The 19,675-nt window shown below is 39.8% G+C and carries 18 protein-coding genes and 1 pseudogene; 1 reads left to right on the top strand and 18 read right to left on the bottom strand.

What is annotated here, in order from left to right; all coding sequences use genetic code 11:
• Positions 1 to 44: 44 nt before the first annotated feature.
• The 6 genes from PUQ60_RS03510 to PUQ60_RS03485 form a co-directional block, all read right to left on the bottom strand.
• A complete protein-coding gene (locus tag PUQ60_RS03510) occupies positions 45 to 1,724 on the bottom strand; it encodes a DUF5722 domain-containing protein (RefSeq protein WP_273379181.1) in 1,680 nt (559 codons plus the stop codon).
• Positions 1,725 to 2,010: 286 nt separating this feature from the next.
• Positions 2,011 to 4,014, bottom strand: coding sequence for a heavy metal translocating P-type ATPase (locus PUQ60_RS03505; RefSeq protein WP_273379179.1), 2,004 nt, complete (start codon positions 4,012 to 4,014; stop codon positions 2,011 to 2,013).
• Positions 4,015 to 4,182: 168 nt separating this feature from the next.
• Positions 4,183 to 4,401 carry a cation transporter gene (locus PUQ60_RS03500; protein WP_273379177.1) on the bottom strand — a complete coding sequence of 73 codons (219 nt, stop codon included), beginning with the start codon at positions 4,399 to 4,401 and terminating at the stop codon, positions 4,183 to 4,185.
• A gap of 127 nt (positions 4,402 to 4,528) precedes the next feature.
• Positions 4,529 to 4,888 carry a metalloregulator ArsR/SmtB family transcription factor gene (locus tag PUQ60_RS03495; RefSeq protein ID WP_022358591.1) on the bottom strand — a complete coding sequence of 120 codons (360 nt, stop codon included), beginning with the start codon at positions 4,886 to 4,888 and terminating at the stop codon, positions 4,529 to 4,531.
• Between the two features lie 503 nt (positions 4,889 to 5,391).
• Positions 5,392 to 5,589: a tautomerase family protein gene (locus PUQ60_RS03490; RefSeq protein WP_117796107.1), complete on the bottom strand. Its 198-nt coding sequence runs from the start codon at positions 5,587 to 5,589 to the stop codon at positions 5,392 to 5,394.
• Positions 5,590 to 5,606: 17 nt separating this feature from the next.
• Positions 5,607 to 6,776 carry an iron-containing alcohol dehydrogenase gene (locus PUQ60_RS03485; RefSeq protein WP_022358593.1) on the bottom strand — a complete coding sequence of 390 codons (1,170 nt, stop codon included), beginning with the start codon at positions 6,774 to 6,776 and terminating at the stop codon, positions 5,607 to 5,609.
• Positions 6,777 to 7,492: 716 nt separating this feature from the next.
• Between PUQ60_RS03485 and PUQ60_RS03480 the strand changes: the two genes are divergently transcribed.
• Positions 7,493 to 7,759 carry a phosphopantetheine-binding protein gene (locus tag PUQ60_RS03480; protein ID WP_273379173.1) on the top strand — a complete coding sequence of 89 codons (267 nt, stop codon included), beginning with the start codon at positions 7,493 to 7,495 and terminating at the stop codon, positions 7,757 to 7,759.
• Here PUQ60_RS03480 and PUQ60_RS03475 read toward each other — a convergent pair.
• The 12 genes and pseudogenes from PUQ60_RS03475 to PUQ60_RS03420 form a co-directional block, all read right to left on the bottom strand.
• A pseudogene (locus PUQ60_RS03475) lies at positions 7,756 to 7,980 on the bottom strand (SAM-dependent methyltransferase); the annotation flags it as partial. The gene PUQ60_RS03480 and the pseudogene PUQ60_RS03475 sit on opposite strands and share 4 nt — an antisense overlap.
• A 45-nt stretch (positions 7,981 to 8,025) precedes the next feature.
• A complete protein-coding gene (locus PUQ60_RS03470; protein ID WP_118522463.1) occupies positions 8,026 to 8,493 on the bottom strand; it encodes a low molecular weight protein-tyrosine-phosphatase in 468 nt (155 codons plus the stop codon).
• 179 nt (positions 8,494 to 8,672) lie between these two features.
• The gene (locus PUQ60_RS03465) at positions 8,673 to 9,707 is read right to left on the bottom strand and encodes a hypothetical protein (protein ID WP_273417083.1); all 1,035 of its coding nucleotides are present in this window, start codon (positions 9,705 to 9,707) and stop codon (positions 8,673 to 8,675) included.
• A 53-nt stretch (positions 9,708 to 9,760) separates the two neighbouring features.
• Positions 9,761 to 10,402 (bottom strand): MAE_28990/MAE_18760 family HEPN-like nuclease, encoded by a 642-nt coding sequence (locus PUQ60_RS03460; RefSeq protein ID WP_273417084.1) that lies wholly within the window; start codon positions 10,400 to 10,402, stop codon positions 9,761 to 9,763.
• Between the two features lie 2 nt (positions 10,403 to 10,404).
• Positions 10,405 to 11,442 carry a DUF262 domain-containing protein gene (locus tag PUQ60_RS03455; protein WP_273417085.1) on the bottom strand — a complete coding sequence of 346 codons (1,038 nt, stop codon included), beginning with the start codon at positions 11,440 to 11,442 and terminating at the stop codon, positions 10,405 to 10,407.
• 189 nt (positions 11,443 to 11,631) lie between these two features.
• Positions 11,632 to 12,903, bottom strand: a complete 1,272-nt coding sequence (locus PUQ60_RS03450) for a tyrosine-type recombinase/integrase (RefSeq protein ID WP_273417086.1) — start codon at positions 12,901 to 12,903, stop codon at positions 11,632 to 11,634.
• 185 nt (positions 12,904 to 13,088) lie between these two features.
• Positions 13,089 to 13,478 carry a hypothetical protein gene (locus tag PUQ60_RS03445; protein WP_273417087.1) on the bottom strand — a complete coding sequence of 130 codons (390 nt, stop codon included), beginning with the start codon at positions 13,476 to 13,478 and terminating at the stop codon, positions 13,089 to 13,091.
• 297 nt (positions 13,479 to 13,775) lie between these two features.
• Positions 13,776 to 16,919, bottom strand: a complete 3,144-nt coding sequence (locus PUQ60_RS03440) for an N-6 DNA methylase (protein ID WP_273417088.1) — start codon at positions 16,917 to 16,919, stop codon at positions 13,776 to 13,778.
• Positions 16,903 to 17,088, bottom strand: coding sequence for a DUF1778 domain-containing protein (locus PUQ60_RS03435; RefSeq protein WP_273417089.1), 186 nt, complete (start codon positions 17,086 to 17,088; stop codon positions 16,903 to 16,905). The genes PUQ60_RS03440 and PUQ60_RS03435 overlap by 17 nt, the downstream gene beginning before the upstream one ends.
• Before the next feature lie 451 nt (positions 17,089 to 17,539).
• Complete coding sequence (locus tag PUQ60_RS03430; protein ID WP_273417090.1) at positions 17,540 to 17,935, bottom strand: hypothetical protein; 396 nt, start codon at positions 17,933 to 17,935, stop codon at positions 17,540 to 17,542.
• A gap of 27 nt (positions 17,936 to 17,962) precedes the next feature.
• Positions 17,963 to 18,967: a PDDEXK nuclease domain-containing protein gene (locus PUQ60_RS03425; RefSeq protein WP_333493364.1), complete on the bottom strand. Its 1,005-nt coding sequence runs from the start codon at positions 18,965 to 18,967 to the stop codon at positions 17,963 to 17,965.
• Between the two features lie 110 nt (positions 18,968 to 19,077).
• Complete coding sequence (locus PUQ60_RS03420) at positions 19,078 to 19,632, bottom strand: type IV toxin-antitoxin system AbiEi family antitoxin domain-containing protein (protein ID WP_273482843.1); 555 nt, start codon at positions 19,630 to 19,632, stop codon at positions 19,078 to 19,080.
• Positions 19,633 to 19,675: the final 43 nt, after the last annotated feature.

Genomic DNA, 19,675 nt, shown 5'->3' with positions numbered 1-19,675 from the left:
TTTTTCTTATAGTTTTTATTCTACAAGTCTCTGTCTACCATCCGCTACTGTTCCAGAGACTTCCACCGGAAGTTCGGAATCACATCCGACCACTTATTAATTCCGATGATTGATTTTGCAAAATTCGAAGTTTCCAGCGTGTATCTCTTCTGATCAATGTCGTGGAAAACTCTCCAGAGCTTTCGATCCTTTACCGCTACAATCTCATTGCCCTGATTCATATCACAGGACCACAGACCGAAGCTTAAGCCTGCCCTTACCTCTGACGGCGCATCGACCTGACGACTCAGAATGTACGCGTCGATATACGGGTTACTGTCCACGATATAGTAAGAATATGCAAATGCCGCCGCCTGGATATCCGACACATCGCCGCGCGTCAGACTCTGTGCAGTAAATCCTTCCTCCGTCAGAATGACATGGCGCACCTCGCCAGATGCTGTCTTCATCGAATCCTGATTCAGATAATCGGTCAGTACATGCAGGTTTGCAAAGTTGACAATCGGTGAATCTGCACTCTCGGTTACCAGCCCCGTTGCCGGATCATCCCAGAATTCCGGTTCCGTCATCGGGTACGGATACGGATGGTAGGCAATGCCCCAGTCCATCTGGCCTTCCGTTACTGCCAGGGCGTTAAACGTATCAACAATGCCTTTGCCCGTATAATGCACCTGATCGTTCAGGTTCTCATACGGAGCTCCCCACCAGAAATCAAGTGAAAAATAAACCCGGTCATTCGCGCTTGTGCTCTTGATCGCCGTGTAGAACGTGCGGAATGCCTGCTGATACGTGGATACATATGCATTCAAATCTGCCGGTCCCATGTAGTTCCAAATCTGGTTGTTGATCTCATTGCCCAGAATCCAGTTGGAAATCTTCGCATAATTTGAATTATGATTCTTGCCGCTGTAACGATCCGCCAAAAACGCGAAGATCGCACGCGTTGTCTCAAATCCTTCCTGTGTCTTCGTGTTAAACATATAATAATTGGCGCTCGAAGATTTCGCAGTTCCCGCATGAACCAGTTCCGGGTGCGCGTCATTCCAGTCATTTAAAACGATCGCCGTCACGGATATATCTTTTCCGACATATGTACTGATCACCTTGTCATAATTTTCAACCACCGACTTATTAAAATGATACGTTTTTCCATCGTACTCATAATCAATGCCACTTCCTAAAAACTGGGAAAATGCGATATTGACCGCCACATGTTTGACACCCAGTGTAAATGCATCGTTGAGCATATTTAACTGGATATTCAAGCCCTTTTTCGTCAGCGGCGTCTTAAACGCATCCTGATTGGATGCAACCACCTCCGGATTTGTGATATAATGTGCCGCGCCAACTGCCGTAAATGTAGTTCCGTCAAACACTGCCGGAACAAACCGGCTGTAAAGGCGGTCCTGGGCAGTTCCCTTGTTTAAAGGAATCGAGACGGTCCTCGTTTCCCCTGCGCCTACGCTGCTGACATAATCAGTCCGGCTTCCAATCTCCGACTCATACGGCCGCAATTCAAACAGATAAATCTTTCCGTCCGTCCCCGTTGTATCACCGTTGCTTGAAAGTGAAATATCCACTGTATTCTGCCCCGAACCAATCAGACAGGAGCCGATCGAAGCGGTTATCTGAAACGTCTGCGCCGCCAGTGCTGTGAACGCAGCCGCCACACTCAGGCAGACCGCTGCAGCCAGGACAAGCGCCGTTTTCATCCATTTTTTCATCCTGTTCCTTCCTTTCCGTCTAATATCCTATGATATTTGATCATACTTCATTCTTCCGTCAGATTCAATTACTATTTTATTAAGGATTATTACAACTATTTTGGAAATCCTGTATGATTCCCAGCATTTTATCTTTTCCAAGCCTTGATTTCTTTCTTATTCCTATTCTTTTACCACTTGCAGATATTGGTTTTATATATAAATCCCTTAGAGCCGCAAGTTTAAAAAGCTACAGTTTCCGGAACCATCAAGTATTCCTTCCGCCATAGCTTTTTGATATTAGCGATTATTTAGTTCTTAATGCCCTCATCGCATTTAAAATTGCAATGACGGAAACACCGACGTCCGCAAACACGGCTTCCCACATATTAGCCACTCCAGCCGCGCCCATCAGAAGCACAACCGCCTTAACCGCCAAGGCAAACACGATATTCTGGTGCGCGATTGCCATTGTCTTGCGTCCGATTTTAACCACACCTGCAATCTTCGCCGGGTTATCATCCATCAGGACAATGTCCGCCGCCTCGATCGCCGCGTCACTTCCCATGCTTCCCATTGCAATACCGACATCTGCGCGGGAGAGAACCGGTGCATCGTTGATGCCGTCGCCGACAAATGCCAGCTTCCGCTTTCCGGTCATCTCCGCCAGCATCTCCTCGACCTTCTGCACCTTATCCGCCGGAAGCAGCTCCGTGTACGCCTGATCGATGCCAACCTTCGCAGCCACCGCCTCGCCGACCGCTTTCCGGTCGCCCGTCAGCATAACAGTACGGCGGATTCCAGCCGCCTTCAGTCCACGGATCGCATCCTCCGTCTCCGGCTTGATCGTATCGGCAATCAGGATACTTCCGGCAAATTTTCCGTCCTTTGCCAGATAAATCACAGTGCCGATGCCGTCGCATTCCTGATACGGTATATTTTTACTCTTCATCAGGCGTCCATTACCCGCCAGAACTTTGTGACCGTCGATCGTTGTCTCGATACCATAACCGGAAATCTCGTTGGTTTCACCGATGCGGGTTAAGTCGATCAGGGGTTTGCGTACCACTCCCTGCACACCCTCTTTGGACTGCACCTCTTTTATTGTGTCATTGTCAGCATCCAGAACGATTTCTGCTGTTCCCGCATTCGCCTTTTGAGTTTCTGCTTCTGCCAAACTGCCTTTTCTCTCACGATACGCCTCCCGTATCGATTCCGCGATCGGATGCGTCGAATAATTCTCGGCATACGCCGCCAGCTCCAGAAGCTCATCCTCACTGATTCCCGCCGGATACAGCTCCGTCACTTTAAACTCGCCCTTCGTCAGGGTGCCTGTCTTATCAAATACAACCGTATCCAGCTCCGAAACTGCCTCCAGATAATTGCTTCCCTTGACTAACACACCGATGCGGGATGCAGCACCAATGCCGCCAAAGAAGCTAAGCGGAACCGAAATCACCAACGCACACGGGCAGGAAATTACCAGGAAAATACAAGCTCTCTGAATCCACTCGCCAAATTCTCCGCCCAGCACAATCGGCGGCACAAATGCCAAAGCAACCGCCGCGATCACGACCACCGGCGTATAATATCTGGCAAACCGGGTGATAAAGTTCTCCACCTTCGCCTTCTTGCTGCTGGCATTCTCCACCAGCTCCAGAATCCGCGCCACCGTCGAATCATCAAATTCTTTCGTCACGCGCACCCGCAGAAGCCCGCTGCCATTGACACATCCGCTGATGATTTCATCCCCGGCTGCCGCACGGCGCGGTACCGATTCACCAGTCAGCGCCGAGGTATCGATCATCGATTCACCCTCTACCACCACGCCATCCAGCGGAATCCGCTCTCCCGGCTGTACCACGATGATGTCATCCACTTCCACATCATCCGGATCGACCTGCTTTATCTGTCCATCTTTTTCAATATTGGCATATTCCGGGCAGATATTCATGAGATCGCTGATCGACTGGCGCGAACGGTTGACCGCATAACTCTGAAACAGCTCGCCAACCTGATAGAACAGCATAACCGCAACCGCCTCAGAAAACTCGCCCACACCGAACGCCCCGAACGTCGCTACTGTCATGAGGAAATTCTCATCAAACACCTGACCATTTTTAATCCCCCGGAACGCCTTGTATACAATATCCCATCCAATAATCAGATACGGAATTAAAAATACGACTAACTCTGTCCACGGCTGCGGCATTCCGGCAAATACATTCATTTTTTTCGCTGCTGCCGCCGCGATATATACGATTGCCGCCGCAACGATCCGCTTCAGCATCGTTTTCTGCTTCTGATTCATAAAGCCTCCCTTCATTCTGGAAACACATTCCCAGAAAAAAAGATATAGGAAAATGTGCCGGCACAGCTCATTTGCCTATATCTTTTTACTTTGCCCTTCTGTGCATTACACAATCTGATTTTATTCTTTTAAAAAGCAGCTTTTGATCCGATTATGCCTTTTCCAATTTTACATATTAATAATGCAGTCCGGTTCCACCTTCTTGCACACTTCTGCAACCTCTTTCATGATCTCGTCGAAACGTGCGTCATCCGCATCGATCGTCATTTTCTGCATCATAAAGCTGACACTCGCATCATTGACTCCATCCAGCTTCTTGATCGCATCTTCCATCTTTGCTGCACAGTTTGCACAATCCAGATCAGTTAATTTAAATTTCTTCTTCATGATAATCCTCCTCTTTTTATTGAGTTATAAATTTTTAATGTTTGCTTTTCGAGACCTGCAATTTTCTCTTTACAGATAGCACCGCTTTCACATTCATTCAATCCATTATCATCATTCAAGGAACTTGCTATTCTTTAATATGCTCAAAGCCCTGGTTGATAATCCGGTAAACATGGTCGTCTGCCAGCGAATAGAACACCGACTTTCCGTCCCGGCGGCTCTTGACAAGCTGCGACTGCTTGAGAATCCGAAGCTGATGCGAAATCGCCGACTGCGTCATATTAAGCAGCTGTGCAATGTCGCAGACACACATCTCCGACTCAAACAGAACAAACAAAATCCGGATCCGCGTCGAATCACCAAATACCTTAAACAGCTCCGCCAGATCATACAAATCATCGTCATCCGGCAGCATTCCCCGGACCGACTGCACAACCTCATCGTGAACAGCACACTCCTCACAGCACTCTACATCATGAATTGCCATCCGATTTCTCCCTTCATGCTACGCGTTTCTGCCCTGCTTCACTGCTTCTTTCATGAAAGCAGTTTGCAGAATTTTATCAAGATTTCTTTGAAATATTTTTATTTATATGAATCATTGTTCATATGTTCATTATATGAATGTAACTGGGAAATGTCAAGAAATATTTGTGGGAATTTAAAAGGAGTAAATGAAATGTTTTCTCAATTATAAAATGCTGCAAAAAAGACTGTTCATACAGACAAAATCCACTAAGTAATGCGCGTAAATGTGCTTCTTTCTGCCCGGTTTACAGATGATACTCTGTAAACCGGCACAGTTCAAATATCTATTCTCTACATCCTATGCTTTTTTGTCTATTTATGAACAGTCCGTTCTTTTTTATTCATTATTATATATCTTTTGCAGTTTATTTTTTCGACACTGCTTGAGCTATATTATCCATTGGTATATATATCCATCGTCTGATGATCTTTTGCCTCTTTCTGCAACCCCGACTTAGACTTCTAATAGAATCTCTCCTCGCCCGGAATCGCATCCAAATGTTCCTGCCATTTCTCAGCCGGTACATCATGAACCGATACCGTCACAACCTTCGGATCCTTCTTTAATTCTTCTGATACCAGCGTTCTGACCTTCTCAGCCAGTGCTGCCTTCTCTTCCCGGCTCCGTCCCGGGTACATAGATATTGCAATGTGTGGCATGATTTTCCTCCTTTGTACTAATAGCACTCTTCCAAAATATCCAAGATTTCCGCGTGCGTCAGCTGCCGATACCCGCCGTCATTGCGGATACATGAATCAGCAATCGTTTTCAGTAGGCTCTGATCTGTGATCCCCAGTTCCCGCAGCGTCCCCGGCAAACCAATCTCATGAATAAACGCCTGCAATGCGTCAATTCCGCCAAATGCCAGTTCTTCCTCATCGCCGCCATCTGGTGACATTCCCCAGACATTTACGGCAAATTTCACAAATTTCTTGATGCCGTCCCGGCAAATTCGACGATAATACGCCGGATGGATCACGCCAAGTCCCATGCCGTGGTTGCAGTCCGTGTAAGCCCCCATCTGATGTTCAATCATATGCGCCTCAAAATCACACTGTTTTCCTAATTTGATAATGCCAATCTCCGCCATCGTGGACGCCCACATCAGGTTGCTACGCGCCTCATAATTTTCCGGTTCCCGGATCGCCACCGGCAGGTTTTCAATAATACTCCGCATCAACGCCTCCGAGATCGCATCCGAAAGATTATCCTCATCCGGTGCACTGAAATATGTCTCCATCACATGGCTGAGCATATCAAAACCGCCCGCTGCCGTCTGGAGTGGAGAAACCGTGTAGGTATATTTCGGATCCATCATCGCAAACACCGGATTGCAGCGCGGATAATTCCGGCTCGTCTTAATTTTCTGTTCCTCATGGGTGATTACACCCTCGCCGTTGACCTCGCTTCCAGTGCCGACCACGGTCACAATCACGCCCACCGGAACCGGCTCAAAATCAATCTCGCCCTTTTTGATCCAATATTCCTCCCAGACGTCCTTGTCCGTCGCAGCCGCCATTGAGATCGCCTTGCTGCAGTCCATGACCGAACCGCCGCCCACTGCCAGAATCAGATCTACCTGATTTTCCTGTACGACTTTTTTCCCTTCCATCACCTTGCTGTAGGTCGGATTCGGCATGATGCCTGAAAATTCTATCACCTGTTTTCCAGCCAGCTTTAAGACATCCATCACTTCCTGATAAATGCCATTCGTCTTGATCGAGCCACCGCCATATGCCAGCATCACCGTTTCCCCATACGGCTTCACCGCCTCCAGCAGGTGCTCTTTCACACAGCCTCCGCCAAAATAAATCTTTGTCGCATTTTCAAATGTAAACGCCCGCATCGTTCCCTGTCCTTTCTGAACCCGTTCCGGCAAATGCTTTTGCATCCGCCTGATGTTCTGCCTTCTTCTTTGTAGATATGTTTTTTTGAATCTTTATTTTGATTATTTTTCTCCTTTATCTCAGGTTCATCAAATGTTCAGCTATAATTCACACTAGATTTGACAAGTTCTCTGTAAGTGTTCATATTATATCACGATTCGCATCTTCGATGCTTACCGCTGCTGACGCAGCTATCGTGATCGCCATTCGCCGTTCGCCATAAATCTGCAAGCAGCTCTCTGGCTCACTTGCGCTCATTATATCATATTACCTTTTTACATTCTATCTTTTTCAGAAATTTCACGCATATATTTTCATTTTTATGAATAAAGTTGCACAAACTTATATCTGCGTGTCATTTTTATTCCCCCATCCACTTCCAAAATATTTTCCGAAATTTATGATTTCTTCACATTCCGAACATACTTTTATCACATTTTTTCGATATAGTAATACGCGTAAAGGCAAAAGACCTTTCATAATATACTTTTTCATACCTACGCCGACAGGAGTCCGTTCCTGTCGGCTCCTCCTATTTTAAGGGATATATCTACTCAAGCGGGCAGTTTCATGATAAAATAAACACACAGATAGAATCATCTCTCAAACACAGATTCTATGTTAAATTTACAATAAAAATAGCTGCATGAATCACATATATTAGGAGGAACTTCTCATGAAACACGAACTGACGCAGGAAGAAATCCTGGTTGAAATAAAAGACATTCTATCAGAATACATAGAAATCACCCGCCCGCTGACACCGGCTGACCGCCTGATCGACGATCTGGGGCTGGATTCATTTTTGATCGTATACTTTATCACAGAGATCGAAGACTGCTTCGAGATCGATATTCCGGAAACGGATTTTATCGAGTTTGTCACGGTCAAGGATCTCTGCGAACGGATTCAGCTGGAAATAAAAAAGCACTCCACTTATTAATACCAGCGTGTCATCGGCAAGTCATTATTAATTCCTTTTGTAAATAAAATCTGGTGCAGACGTAGATTTTCTACATCCAGGATATAAAATCCATCCGCTGAACCACAAGAAATCATTTTCCAGAGACTTAGAACCATTACGCCCGGGAAAATATATTTTTTAATCCACGAATCGCCCGGATGTTCCTCCAGCACACTGATAAATTACAGCAGAAACAGTCCGTTCCTTCCATCTTAACCTGAAATGGATACTCATCAAACTTTTGGTTATATCTGTCCCTGTTCTTTCAGATATGCCAGAAAACCTACACAGCCCTCCAGAACATCTTCATACGTCGCGTCAAAATCACCCGTATACCACGGATCCGCGATGTCACGGTCTGAACCTGCAAATGTGAGGAATTTATATATTTTCCCCTCCGGATCGCCTTTCAGCATCCGGTTTAAATTTCGGATATTGGCACTGTCCATACCTATGATATAATCAAATTTCTCATAATCCGCCCACGTCACCTGCCGCGCCCGGTGCGGCACCAGAGGAATTCCAACCTTCCTCAGCTTATTCACCGTCCCCCGGTGCGGCGGATTGCCGATTTCTTCGGTGCTTGTGGCGGCGCTGTCGATAAGGAAGTGGGCAGAAAGCCCTTGGGATGCGACTTTATGGGTGAAGACACTTTGGGCTAGGGTGGAACGGCAGATGTTGCCGTGGCAGATGAAAAGTACTCGTATACTCATATAAACTCCTTTCAAAAGGCGCTTTTTTGCTGCCATTTGCAGCATTTTGTGCGGTGTTAATTTTTCTTTATGTATTGGTCATTTCTGTACATAAAATGCAAATCTTAGCAAAATTTTGCAAGATGTGTACAGCAATCGTAGTAGAAACGGAGTAAAAGGTTGGGGGTACTACTTCTCTCTTACTGCAAATATACCATTCTTTGGGGTAAGTCAAGATACGCACCTATCTGCTTGGCTAATTTTTCTAGTTCCTTATAAATTGACTTTTTTATGGTATAATAATCCTCTCCAAATATTTTTTCTGTTAGACCAAACATTGCATCGCTAATTATCAAATTGCTCTCCTTTAACACTATTCCCAACTTGTAGTGTGCCATAGAATTTCTAAATCTATCTGATTTCCATTTCGAATTAATTTTTAAAGCGATGCCTAATTTTTGATTTATTTGTTCAATCACACTTATTAAAGAATAATATAAAAGATATCCAAATCTCAGCTTCGTAGGTATCTCATTGTTTATCCATTTTTCAATCCCATATAACAAGAAATTTATCTGGCATAAGATTGACATTAAAACAAACTTGTCACTATATACATTACCAACTGGTGATTTTATAAATCCTCCGTAATCTTGAACCCCAAACTGCAATTCATTATTTACCTGAAAATCAGTCGTTGCATGGAACAAATTAATATATCTACCACCAATTTCACTCATTACCTTTATATACTCACCATTATTCTCACTGTATGAAAAAAACGGTGAATAGCAATGGCACAGAATAGTATTCCCACAAATCACTCCATTTATAGTATCCATTCCATATATATCATATAGCTTAAGAACTTTGGCAATTGGCTTACAGACACTTCCAAAATAATTATCATTTTTACGATAAGCGTTTCCTAACGAAATATATATTTCGTTATAATCCTGCTGCCACATCTTAATGCTATTTCTGATTTGTTCATAAAAAATAGTTTGTGATTCATTAAATAATGGCATACAGAATTTACATTTACTTGAATTTTTAATAGCCTTTAGCCAATCCTCTGCTCCATCTATAACAACACCCAAATACGGAAGCATAGAAGGTATGTAATTAGATGCTTTCGGATTTATATTTTTTATAACCGTATAAATATATCGAAGGTCTTGCTGAATCAAAGAAAATGCTGCCTTCTGTACAGGATTTAATTTCAAGCTATCCACACCAATTCACTCCTTAAAACATGTTATTCTTCTTATGTTTCGGTGATTTGTGTTTAATGATTTTTCAAATACATTTGTTCCTCAATATATTTCTCATATAATTCGATAATATAGGCACACGCCTCCGAGATATGATCTAATTTACGTTGTAAATCATTAACCGAAACTTCACGTCCCACCTCTTTTGGAGTTTTATTCCCATGTGCAATATAATTCCTATTATCAACCATTTCCTTAATGTTTCCTCCAATTTCCGCCCTAGGAAGAATTGCATTATGAATACCAAAAGATTTTGCGATACTCTCTAATTGTCTATATCGTAGATTTTTGCCATCAGTAGGTACTATTTCATTTGGAATAGAAACGATAGGATTCCGAGTTAATTTATCTGAAATATTCCACCTTTTTTCCCACTTATGTTCATTACCCACACCATATATACTGTCATATTCCGCGGAAAAAATGAGTGCATACAGCTCATATATACACTCATCAATTTTTACAGATTTAGCATTTAACTCCTCTATCGTTTTCTGAACGACAGTTCTAACTGTTTCTTCATAAATCCCATATATATATACGTAAAACAAACCCTTATTAATTGCTGAAAAATCATCGCTATCATTAATATTACTAAGCCATAATCTTAGTTCGCATATTTTACGAGTCAATTCCTCTTTTATTTCATTAAACACTTTTATCCCTCAAATTTTTTTCTACAGAACTCAATTCTACCTATTACTCTCGGTTTCGAATTTGTAGCTCCTGTAATATATTTTAATAATTCTTTATCTTTTAGCCATTCATCTATTCCTACAGTGTTTATTTTTCCATTATCCATATATGCTAATGCAGCTCCTACTGACACAGCCTCAAAAAGATTAAGTGGTGTATTTTTTCTTCCTTTACTTATACCATGAGGCAAAGCATCATTCAATATTTTGAATACCATTCTGAATAATTTATCATTTTCACTATAATTAAATCCTTTGTCAGCCTTTGACATATAATTATTTAAGAAGTCTTTTACACTATGCTCAAACGAATCCAAATCATACAAATACGCAAAAAATCTCAAAACAAGTTCTTCTCTCGTACCATCATTTTCTTGACTCTCAGATAAATGCACGCAATTCTTAAAATTAGAATCTTTGGATAACTCTTTTAAAAAATCATTAAACCCACCTCGATAAACACAGCTACGAATTTCCTGAGGTGTAAGATTTACGCCTCCTTTATTCAATCGTTCAAACAAATCAAAGCGCACGTCTTTATCACTTTTATCACTCAACGTAATAACTTTAATACTAGTCAATTTAAACTTATTTTGTACACCTACCGGAAGATCAGCAAATCTCTTATCATTAAAATTAGCTAGTTTTGATAATCCTTTCAATTTTAAGGGCTCAGCTTTTTTAGCATTGACTTTCTCTCGTACATTATCATCTCCTGCAAAACAAATCATTGTACTAAGTCTCTGCACTCCATCAATCACTTCCCAAGTTCCATCCACATTTGTTGCCATAAAAAGACTTGGAACCGGAATTCCCAAAAAGAGAGATTCAACTAAACTTGACTGGCGTTCAACATCCCATCTAAACTGTCGCTGATATTCTGGCGCTATATTTATCAGTCCATCATTTACCATACTTAACAACTCTTTAACAGATAAGTCATAGGTATTAAAATCAACTTTCATTTTTTGCTCCATTAATTCTGAGTTTAAATCTATCATAAATATATTCTCCTTTAGCCGTAAAAATATACGTGAATACTCTTATGATAATTATAACATTATTCATTGATTTTTCATAGCATTTTAATCTCCATAGCATTTATGATTATTTCCACATTCACCTCTATCCTTATCAGGTAAATTCAAAAAAAGCTGAGCATTCAGCCCAGCTTAAATTTAACCATTCTCCTATATTGCTTTAAACATCTTCTGTGACACCGTTTTTTCTCCCTGTGTCCGTTCCAGTTCCTTTCTGGCATTCTGCAAGTCCTCCAGCCGCTTCAATTCATCCTCTGCATCCTCAAGGCCTAAATGCGTATAGGTGTTAAGCGTAACTCCTATATCGCTATGCCCCATAAGGTACTGCAGTGTCTTTGGATTCATGCCGGATTTCGCCATATTGCTACAATACGTGTGCCGGCAAACATGCGGCGTAATATTCGGCATCTGTACCCGATAGATATCGTTGTACCGCTTCACCATGTGGTTAAAGCGATGTTCCCAATGCATTGCCACTAATGGCAGTCCTTTGTCATCCAAAAACAGGAACCCAGTATATCCATCCACCACTTTTTCTACCTTTGGTTTCTCCCGGTCTTCGATGATGGCTTGAAAGCATTTTGTAACATCCTCTGTTACCGGGATTTTTCTTGTTCCAGCGGAAGTTTTTGTTGGCTCAATAACCAACGTCATATCGGATAATCTCTGAAGCTGGTGCTCGATATTTACAATTCGATTTTCTAAATCAACATCTTTAATTGTAAGGCCGCAAAATTCTGAAATACGCATACCTGTATGAAAAAGTATATACACAACTTCATAATACTTACAGTATACATTATCATCATGAACAAATTTAAGAAACTTTCGCATTTGGTCCCGCGTTAATGCTTCCCTGGTAACACTGTCATTTACAACTACTCCAGCAAGCTCAAATCCAAACGGATTTTTATGGAGCACATCGTCATCCACCGCCATTTGAAAAGCAGGTCTTAATACGCCACGGACTGTTTTCACTGTACTATATCTTTTCCCATCCTGCTGCAGCTTTATCAGAAACAGCTTTGCATCTGAGGTTTTGACATCGCCAATTTTCTTATAATAAAAATCTTCTTTCCTCATGAGATTCTTTACAAAATTGTAATTGGCTTTTGTATTTGGCTTTACACCAATTCTAGTAGAAAGATATCGTTCCACCAGTTCCTCTACCGTCATACTTCTTCCTTCTGGATGCATTTGAGAATCCAAATCGTAGCCGATTTGCTTTTCAAGTTCTCTAAGTGATAAGCATGGTTTCTTTCCTGCCGGAAGTTTATCTGTTGGTTCAAGGCGCCAGCTATATACAAAATGCGCCTTGCCATTTACCTGATATTTAAATTGATATTTTCCATCCCACCGAATTGACTCTCCTCTGCGTAACACTCGGTGTTTTGAGTCTCTTCTAATTCCTGTCTTTGCCATTTAACATCCGCTTTACACATATTGAATTCTGTATTCTCAACTTCTTTATCCTTCAGCGCTACTCGTTTTAGTTTTATTGCTAATTCGCATAACTTGGAAATAAATTCTGTATATGCACTCACAGCATCCGGCTCGGACGCAAGTGGAAACCAGGGAAATGAAACCTGATTCTCGGTAATAGCAACCTACAACTGCTCCACTCGGAATGCGTGTTTAAAAAGCGTTTGCTTCCCTTCTATCAACTTCTGCAAATTTTCCAGCTTACCATCTGTAAACATGTTTCTTGGAACTGATATGCTTAATACATCTGCTTCCTCAGTTTCATCCTCCCGCTGCTCTGATTGTTGAATAGGCTCGCCTTTGTAAAACCGTTCTAAAACCAATTCCAACATGCTTTCTGTCATATCCTCGGATGCATGAAACACTCCATTCTTATCCAAAACGTTGCTTCCAATCAAGTAATCAAACTTGGGGGTTCTGGTGTACTTTACCGGCATTCCAAGCAATTCACCTATGGCATAAGCCAGCTTCTTGCGTTCCTCACCTTTAACTTTAAAATCAATTTCTATAATCATTGCACATACCACCTTTCTTTTTGGTATGTACATATATCACTCTACCGAGCGAATTAGTCAACATAATATTTGAAAAAGAGCTGCCCTATTTCGAGGCAGCCCTACTTCTACACAAATCAGCAATACTTTCGCGCACAGCATTTCAATATTTTTCCTTAATCTCAGCCATTTAAGCTGCAAAGACCAAGTTCCCACAATACCCCCTGCTCAATTTCGCGAAAATATGCGTGAGAGGGGGCATCGGTCTTCAGATTCAATATTCTTGAGATTTTCATCCCCCTCCCAATAAACAATTCCTTACTCAATAAAATACTTCCTTATTAACTCTTCTTTTTTCTTCTTACTTTTTTCAGAATTTATTTCGTTAAGAATTCTTTTTTGCTCATTTATATCTTCTGGAACAAAGACTGAAATCTTTCTAATTCGGTCTGTTGAAGCTCTATTTGCTCGTGAAAATTTTTCAAGCTTACCCTCAACCTCTAATGCCATTGCCAAAAATTCAGGTATAATATCATCGATCAATATGCGAATATAGCCGCAATGATCTGTTGGATAAAATTTCTTATTAGCATCGATAATATTAACCATCCAATCTCCATCTATCCCCCATAAAATCGAAGGTCGGCTATAGTCATCCAGTATTTCTTTATCTATTTTTCCAAATACAGAACATACATTGGCACTGTAGATATTAATCCCCTTTCCCTCAGTCAATTCAGATTTCAATACTCTTCTTCCAATTCCTGTTTCGAATATTTTCTTGTTTATTAATTTATATTTTTTATATCCCGGCTTAAGAACTCGCTTTCTCGGCATAGACAATTTGATTACTTTAGAGAATTTCGCTTCATCAAAATCCAACATATCTGACATATTTGCAAAAAAACTGTACTGTTTCAATTTAGGAGCAATATATTCAATACCATCAAAAGTTCTCCAAATCATGGAAGCTAAATATCCGTCTTCATTTAATTTTCGTTTACTAAAAAGTAACCCATCATTTGTTTCTAATATACCTTCCATTTTCTTTCTATCACACCATTTATACCCCAAAAACATTTCTTGCTCTTTAGTATCTGAGGGCATGCTTACAAATAATGTATGTTGCTTGCATGTTAACGCAAAATACATTAATTTTTCTCTTTCAGAATCATGAATTCTGTCATATATCGTCTTTAATCGCCATTCTTCAAATTCATCCGATTCCATTTTTCCATCATTATATTTTTCATTCATATCCCTATACATTGGTTCTTCCATAAATGCCATTACATATTCAGCAAATGAATCTATTTCTAACAAGGCCTCCCATGATACACTTTCCTGGATTACTTTATAATAATTATTTTCTGTGCAATCTATTCGTTTCAGATATGATTCAAATATGTCTTTGTCTTCCCAATCCTCCAATTCTCTTCTGCTAAATACAGCTTCTACAATATCCTGTACCATTTCAAATTGTTTAGGTGGTTCATCTCTTTTCTTTAAAAACATGATAGCTGTAGGCTGACCTGTTTTTCCAAATGTAGAACTTTCCATTCTAACAATTGCCTTAAACTCAAAATTTTGTAATAATATTTCTCTAGAAGCTCTAAAACTATACATATCTTTTCTGACAATACTGTCCGGTAAAATAACTGCGGCTACCGCGTTTGGTTTTAATAATTGCGAAATTCGCTCAACAAACAGTGTTTCTATCTCACTTCCATCATTACTTATATATTTTAGAATTTTAAATTCATCGTCCTTTACTTTTAAGTGTGGTTTAAATGCTTCTACTGAATATGGTGGATTGGCAACTAGAATATCGAATGTATTACTTACCACTCCTTTATCCTCATGTTCTTCTAACCCATCCCCAAAAACAATATTACCATTACCTGCCCCATGCATGAATAACTCAATTTTAGAAACTCTTGCTAATCTATAATCCTTCTCAACTCCAAACAACACTTTTTCTTCCCAGTTTTCACATTCTAACATTTCTGGAGCACATTCAATAAGTCCATTCTTGATCCTAGAATATCCCTCTGTCAAAAAATGACCTGCACCACACGCATAATCAATAACTTTAGGCAAAAGATTATTTCTATCTATATTTATTATTTCTGAAGTTGGAATAGCATTCCAAATAAACCTAGTAATAGGTATTGGTGTAAAAAATTGTCCTTCATTCTGCTTAAATCCCTTTGTCAACAAATTTTCGAACAAATCACCTAGTAATTGAAGTTTTTCCGATCCAACAATTCGATATTCTTGAAATAATTGCACAACTTCAACCAGTATCTTTCCATTTTGCAAAAATAATTCTTCATTATGAACATCTTTAAAAGCAAAATCATTATTCGTATAAAACTTTAACATCTTAATAGTTTTCTTCAGATCATTGATCATATTAATTCTCTTTTGACCTGTATAACCCATTATTAGTTTTTCTGCATACTCATCAGGAATATAAACAATTTCTTCTTTCATATATTTTTCCATTCCTTTTTGATGAAGTTTTTGCAAACGCTCTTGTAATGTTTCATATGTATCAGTTCCAATTTTGTATTGAAAATCAACTATATCATTATCTTCTTTTTCTTCCTCATCAACCAATTTACATATAAATAAGGCTACCAATCTATTAAATGCATTTTCTTTATCGGAAACATTGTTGTGACGTAGTATTTCCTCAAACTTATTCACTATTTTATCGCCTTCTTCAAAATCTCTAAGACGATTTTTTGTTAGCGGTTTTATCCCAATATCATATGGTTTCGTATTATCATTAAAAACAATATCTCCAGTATACCTTTTTCCATATGTCTCACACCATACATCAAATAAATCTGATGCTTCAGAAGCGTCTTTGTATAATTTTATACTTTCATCTTTTTTTGCCAAAAGCTCATCATTTTTATCATCTTTACTGCAAATACTCTCTGTAATATAGCTGCGCTTATCCGTGAAATTAGATGCATATAAAATAAGCCATTGTGCACTTCTAGCTTGAGCAAAATATGAAAATAATTGCCCTCCATCTATATCAATATTTTTTAATTCTTTCCTATATTCATCCCCATAAGTTTTACACTCAATAATAAATAAACATTTTTTCCCCTCTGAATCAGTAACATAGATATCTGCTTTACCACTTTTTCTAGAATGCCCCAATTTCCAGCGTCTCTCCAATTCGATATGTTCTGGTCGATATCCTTTAGTTAATAGTCTATCTACACATTCTAGTACAACAAAGTTCTCATTTTCATCAAAATTAGATGTTGTACGGTCATTTACTTGAAATCCCTTTTCTTCAGGATATATTATCAATTCCTTATTGTAATCAACCGTTATAGAACAGTCAAAATCCGGATATTTTTTTTCATATACTCCTGTATCGACTTCACCATATCCCATATCTAATAACAAGTCACAAAGATTATCTTTCGTTATCATTTTCTACATTATGCCTCCCTTTTTGATTTATTACCTTATCTGCCTCAATTAGTACAGTTCTCCTTATAAATTCACTGTATGAAGCGTATGCTTCAAGCCTTGCGGCCTGTTTCAATTTATCCAATTCATCTTCACTAACCCTAATACTCATAGAAATTGTCTTGTTCATTGCAAATCCCTCCTATATACAAAATTATATCATCTGTGTGCAACATTTACAATACAAATCGCCACGTTGCAACATAAAATTAGCAGGTCCTTTTGCACCTGCTACTTCCACATTTATTCATAGAACAACTGCACATTTCATCTCATTAATTTGCTATTCTCGTCCGTATAAAAACCGTAGTTCCTAATCTATCGCTCCACCACAATTTGCCCCCTTTTATCGCACTTCATCGCCACTTATAACTGTACCCAAAGCCCTGCCGTGGCAAACAAAAAGTACTTTTATCATAATTTTGTTTCTCCTTGTTTTGCCCCGAAATGCCCTGTTTTGCAAGGGTTTCCGGGATTATGGTGATATGCTCTGGAATTACAGATTGTGGCAAATCAGAGCAGAATAGAGCATGTTGTTACTACCTATTAGTAGTAAAAGGGATGGGTTACTACTAAGGATTCTAAATACACATATCAAACTCCGTAATTATCTTAGAGAATTCTTGCAATTCTGCCAGTATTGCAAATTTTTTGAATGACTTTTCTTCACTTCTCGGATGTTGCTGAAGAATTGCATCAAACAAAGTTTCCAAACTTACTCTAGAATTTTTCCACAACATTGTTTCCTCAAATTTATTACAATATAAAAACATTTTTACATCATAAAATTCAGACCATTTTTTTCTCTGCTCATCTTCATTTTTTGCCAAATTTATAATTGTAAATGGAGCAATATCTTTCATCTGGCTTAAATGATTGGCTGATTTCATCAATTCCACCGCTTCAACATCCGTAACAGGAGCACTATAACCATATACTGTGATTCCCGCAGCTCTAGACAGCACAGATTTTGCCAAACTCCATTCATTAACGATTTCTTATGTTTATTTAATCCGTTTCTGAATATCTTCAACAGATGGCAGTTGCTTTTCCAGAGCATCCGGCAAACTACTGGTTATTTTGTATTCGCTTACACCAATCGGCTTTGAAATATCTTTGAGCGAATATTCTGCGACCACATTATTTTTGCTTTTGCACAGAAGCAAACCAATGGACGGATTATCCTGCTCTTTTTTCAAAATGCCGTCCACGGCTGACAGATAAAAGTTTAGCTGACCAGCATATTCCGGCTTGAAATCACCGGTTTTCAATTCGATAACTACATAACAGCGAAGATTCAGGTTATAGAACAACAAATCAATGTAAAAATCATCGCCGCCTACATTCAGGTGATACTGGTTTCCCAGAAATGCAAAACCTGTTCCAAGCTCCAGAAGGAGCTTGGTGACATCCCTAACAAGTGCCTGCTCAATATCCCGTTCGAGCATATCTTCCCGGAAAGGAATAAAATCAAATACATATGGGTCTTTCATTGTCTGCACCGCAAGTTCACTTTGCGGAGACGGTAAGCGGTGATCAAAATTTGTAACTTTATCTGCCAGAACCTGTCTCTGATACAAGTTGCTTTCAATCTGATGGACAAGAACATTTCGAGACCAGCCGTTTTCCGCTGACTTTTTAATATACCATTTACGTTCATCCATATCAGCGACCTTATCCAGAAGAACTATATTGTGACCCCATGGAATTTGTGCAACAACCTGTTGCACAAATTCTCGGTCTGGATAAATCTCTGCGAATTTTGCCATATACTTCAAATTACGAACAGAATATCCTTTGCTTTCTGGAAAAGCAATCCGAATATCTGCTGCAAGGTTATCAATAAACTTGTTTCCCCATGATTTATGTTCATTGATTACGCAACCAATATCATAATAAAGAAGCAGCATATCTGCATTTACATGAACTGCCGCACGATATTGTGCCGCAGTAATTTCACTCTTAATATTTTCAATAATGGAAATATACTCAGCCGTATTCATTAACATACTCATCGTCTCGCTTTCACATAATTCCTATCATTATTTTCTCTATATAAGATGCTCATATACAATTTTTAAATAATTCAGGTAACCACATGAGCACAGATACAACAATATCAGCCATCCAGCAACACCGACATCAATTCGTTGACCTTCTTGTACACCCTTAGCTTTTTTGCATATATGGAAAGATTTTGCAGATTCTTCTTCTCATCCTTTACATAAGCATTCAATGCCTTGCTAAATATTTCATGATCAAGCCTTGAACGATATTTGAAGCAATCACAAATTGTGCGCTCCCGATCATATACGGAAAGCTTAACCCCTGAAAAATCATCCGTTACTCTCCCCAGCTCATATATTTCTGGTTGAACATAATATGTTTGCAAAGCCAGTGCATCTACTTCCAGTTTTGTCCGAGACATAGATCTTGGTACAGCAATAGACCATTTACGAGGTGCAAAGTCACTATAGCCATAATGAAAAAGAGCCGATTCCACACAAATAATTGCCTTTGGAATCAACGCTGCAATGAGTTGTTCTTCAGAAGATGTATCTGCCTCAGCAAGTTGATAATATCCGTGTCGAATGCGATCAAGGTATCCGGCATTGCACATGTTTACTACATCAGCAGCATGAATTCCTGCCTGAACAAAATCTGATGTTGTCAAGATTGGTTGACACATTTTTCTCAAGGACATCATGGACTATGCT

The organism is Clostridium sp. AF02-29, assembly GCF_934835585.1.
Taxonomy (GTDB): Bacteria; Bacillota; Clostridia; order Lachnospirales; family Lachnospiraceae; genus Otoolea; species Otoolea fessa.
This window is presented reverse-complemented; position numbering and strand designations above follow the sequence as displayed.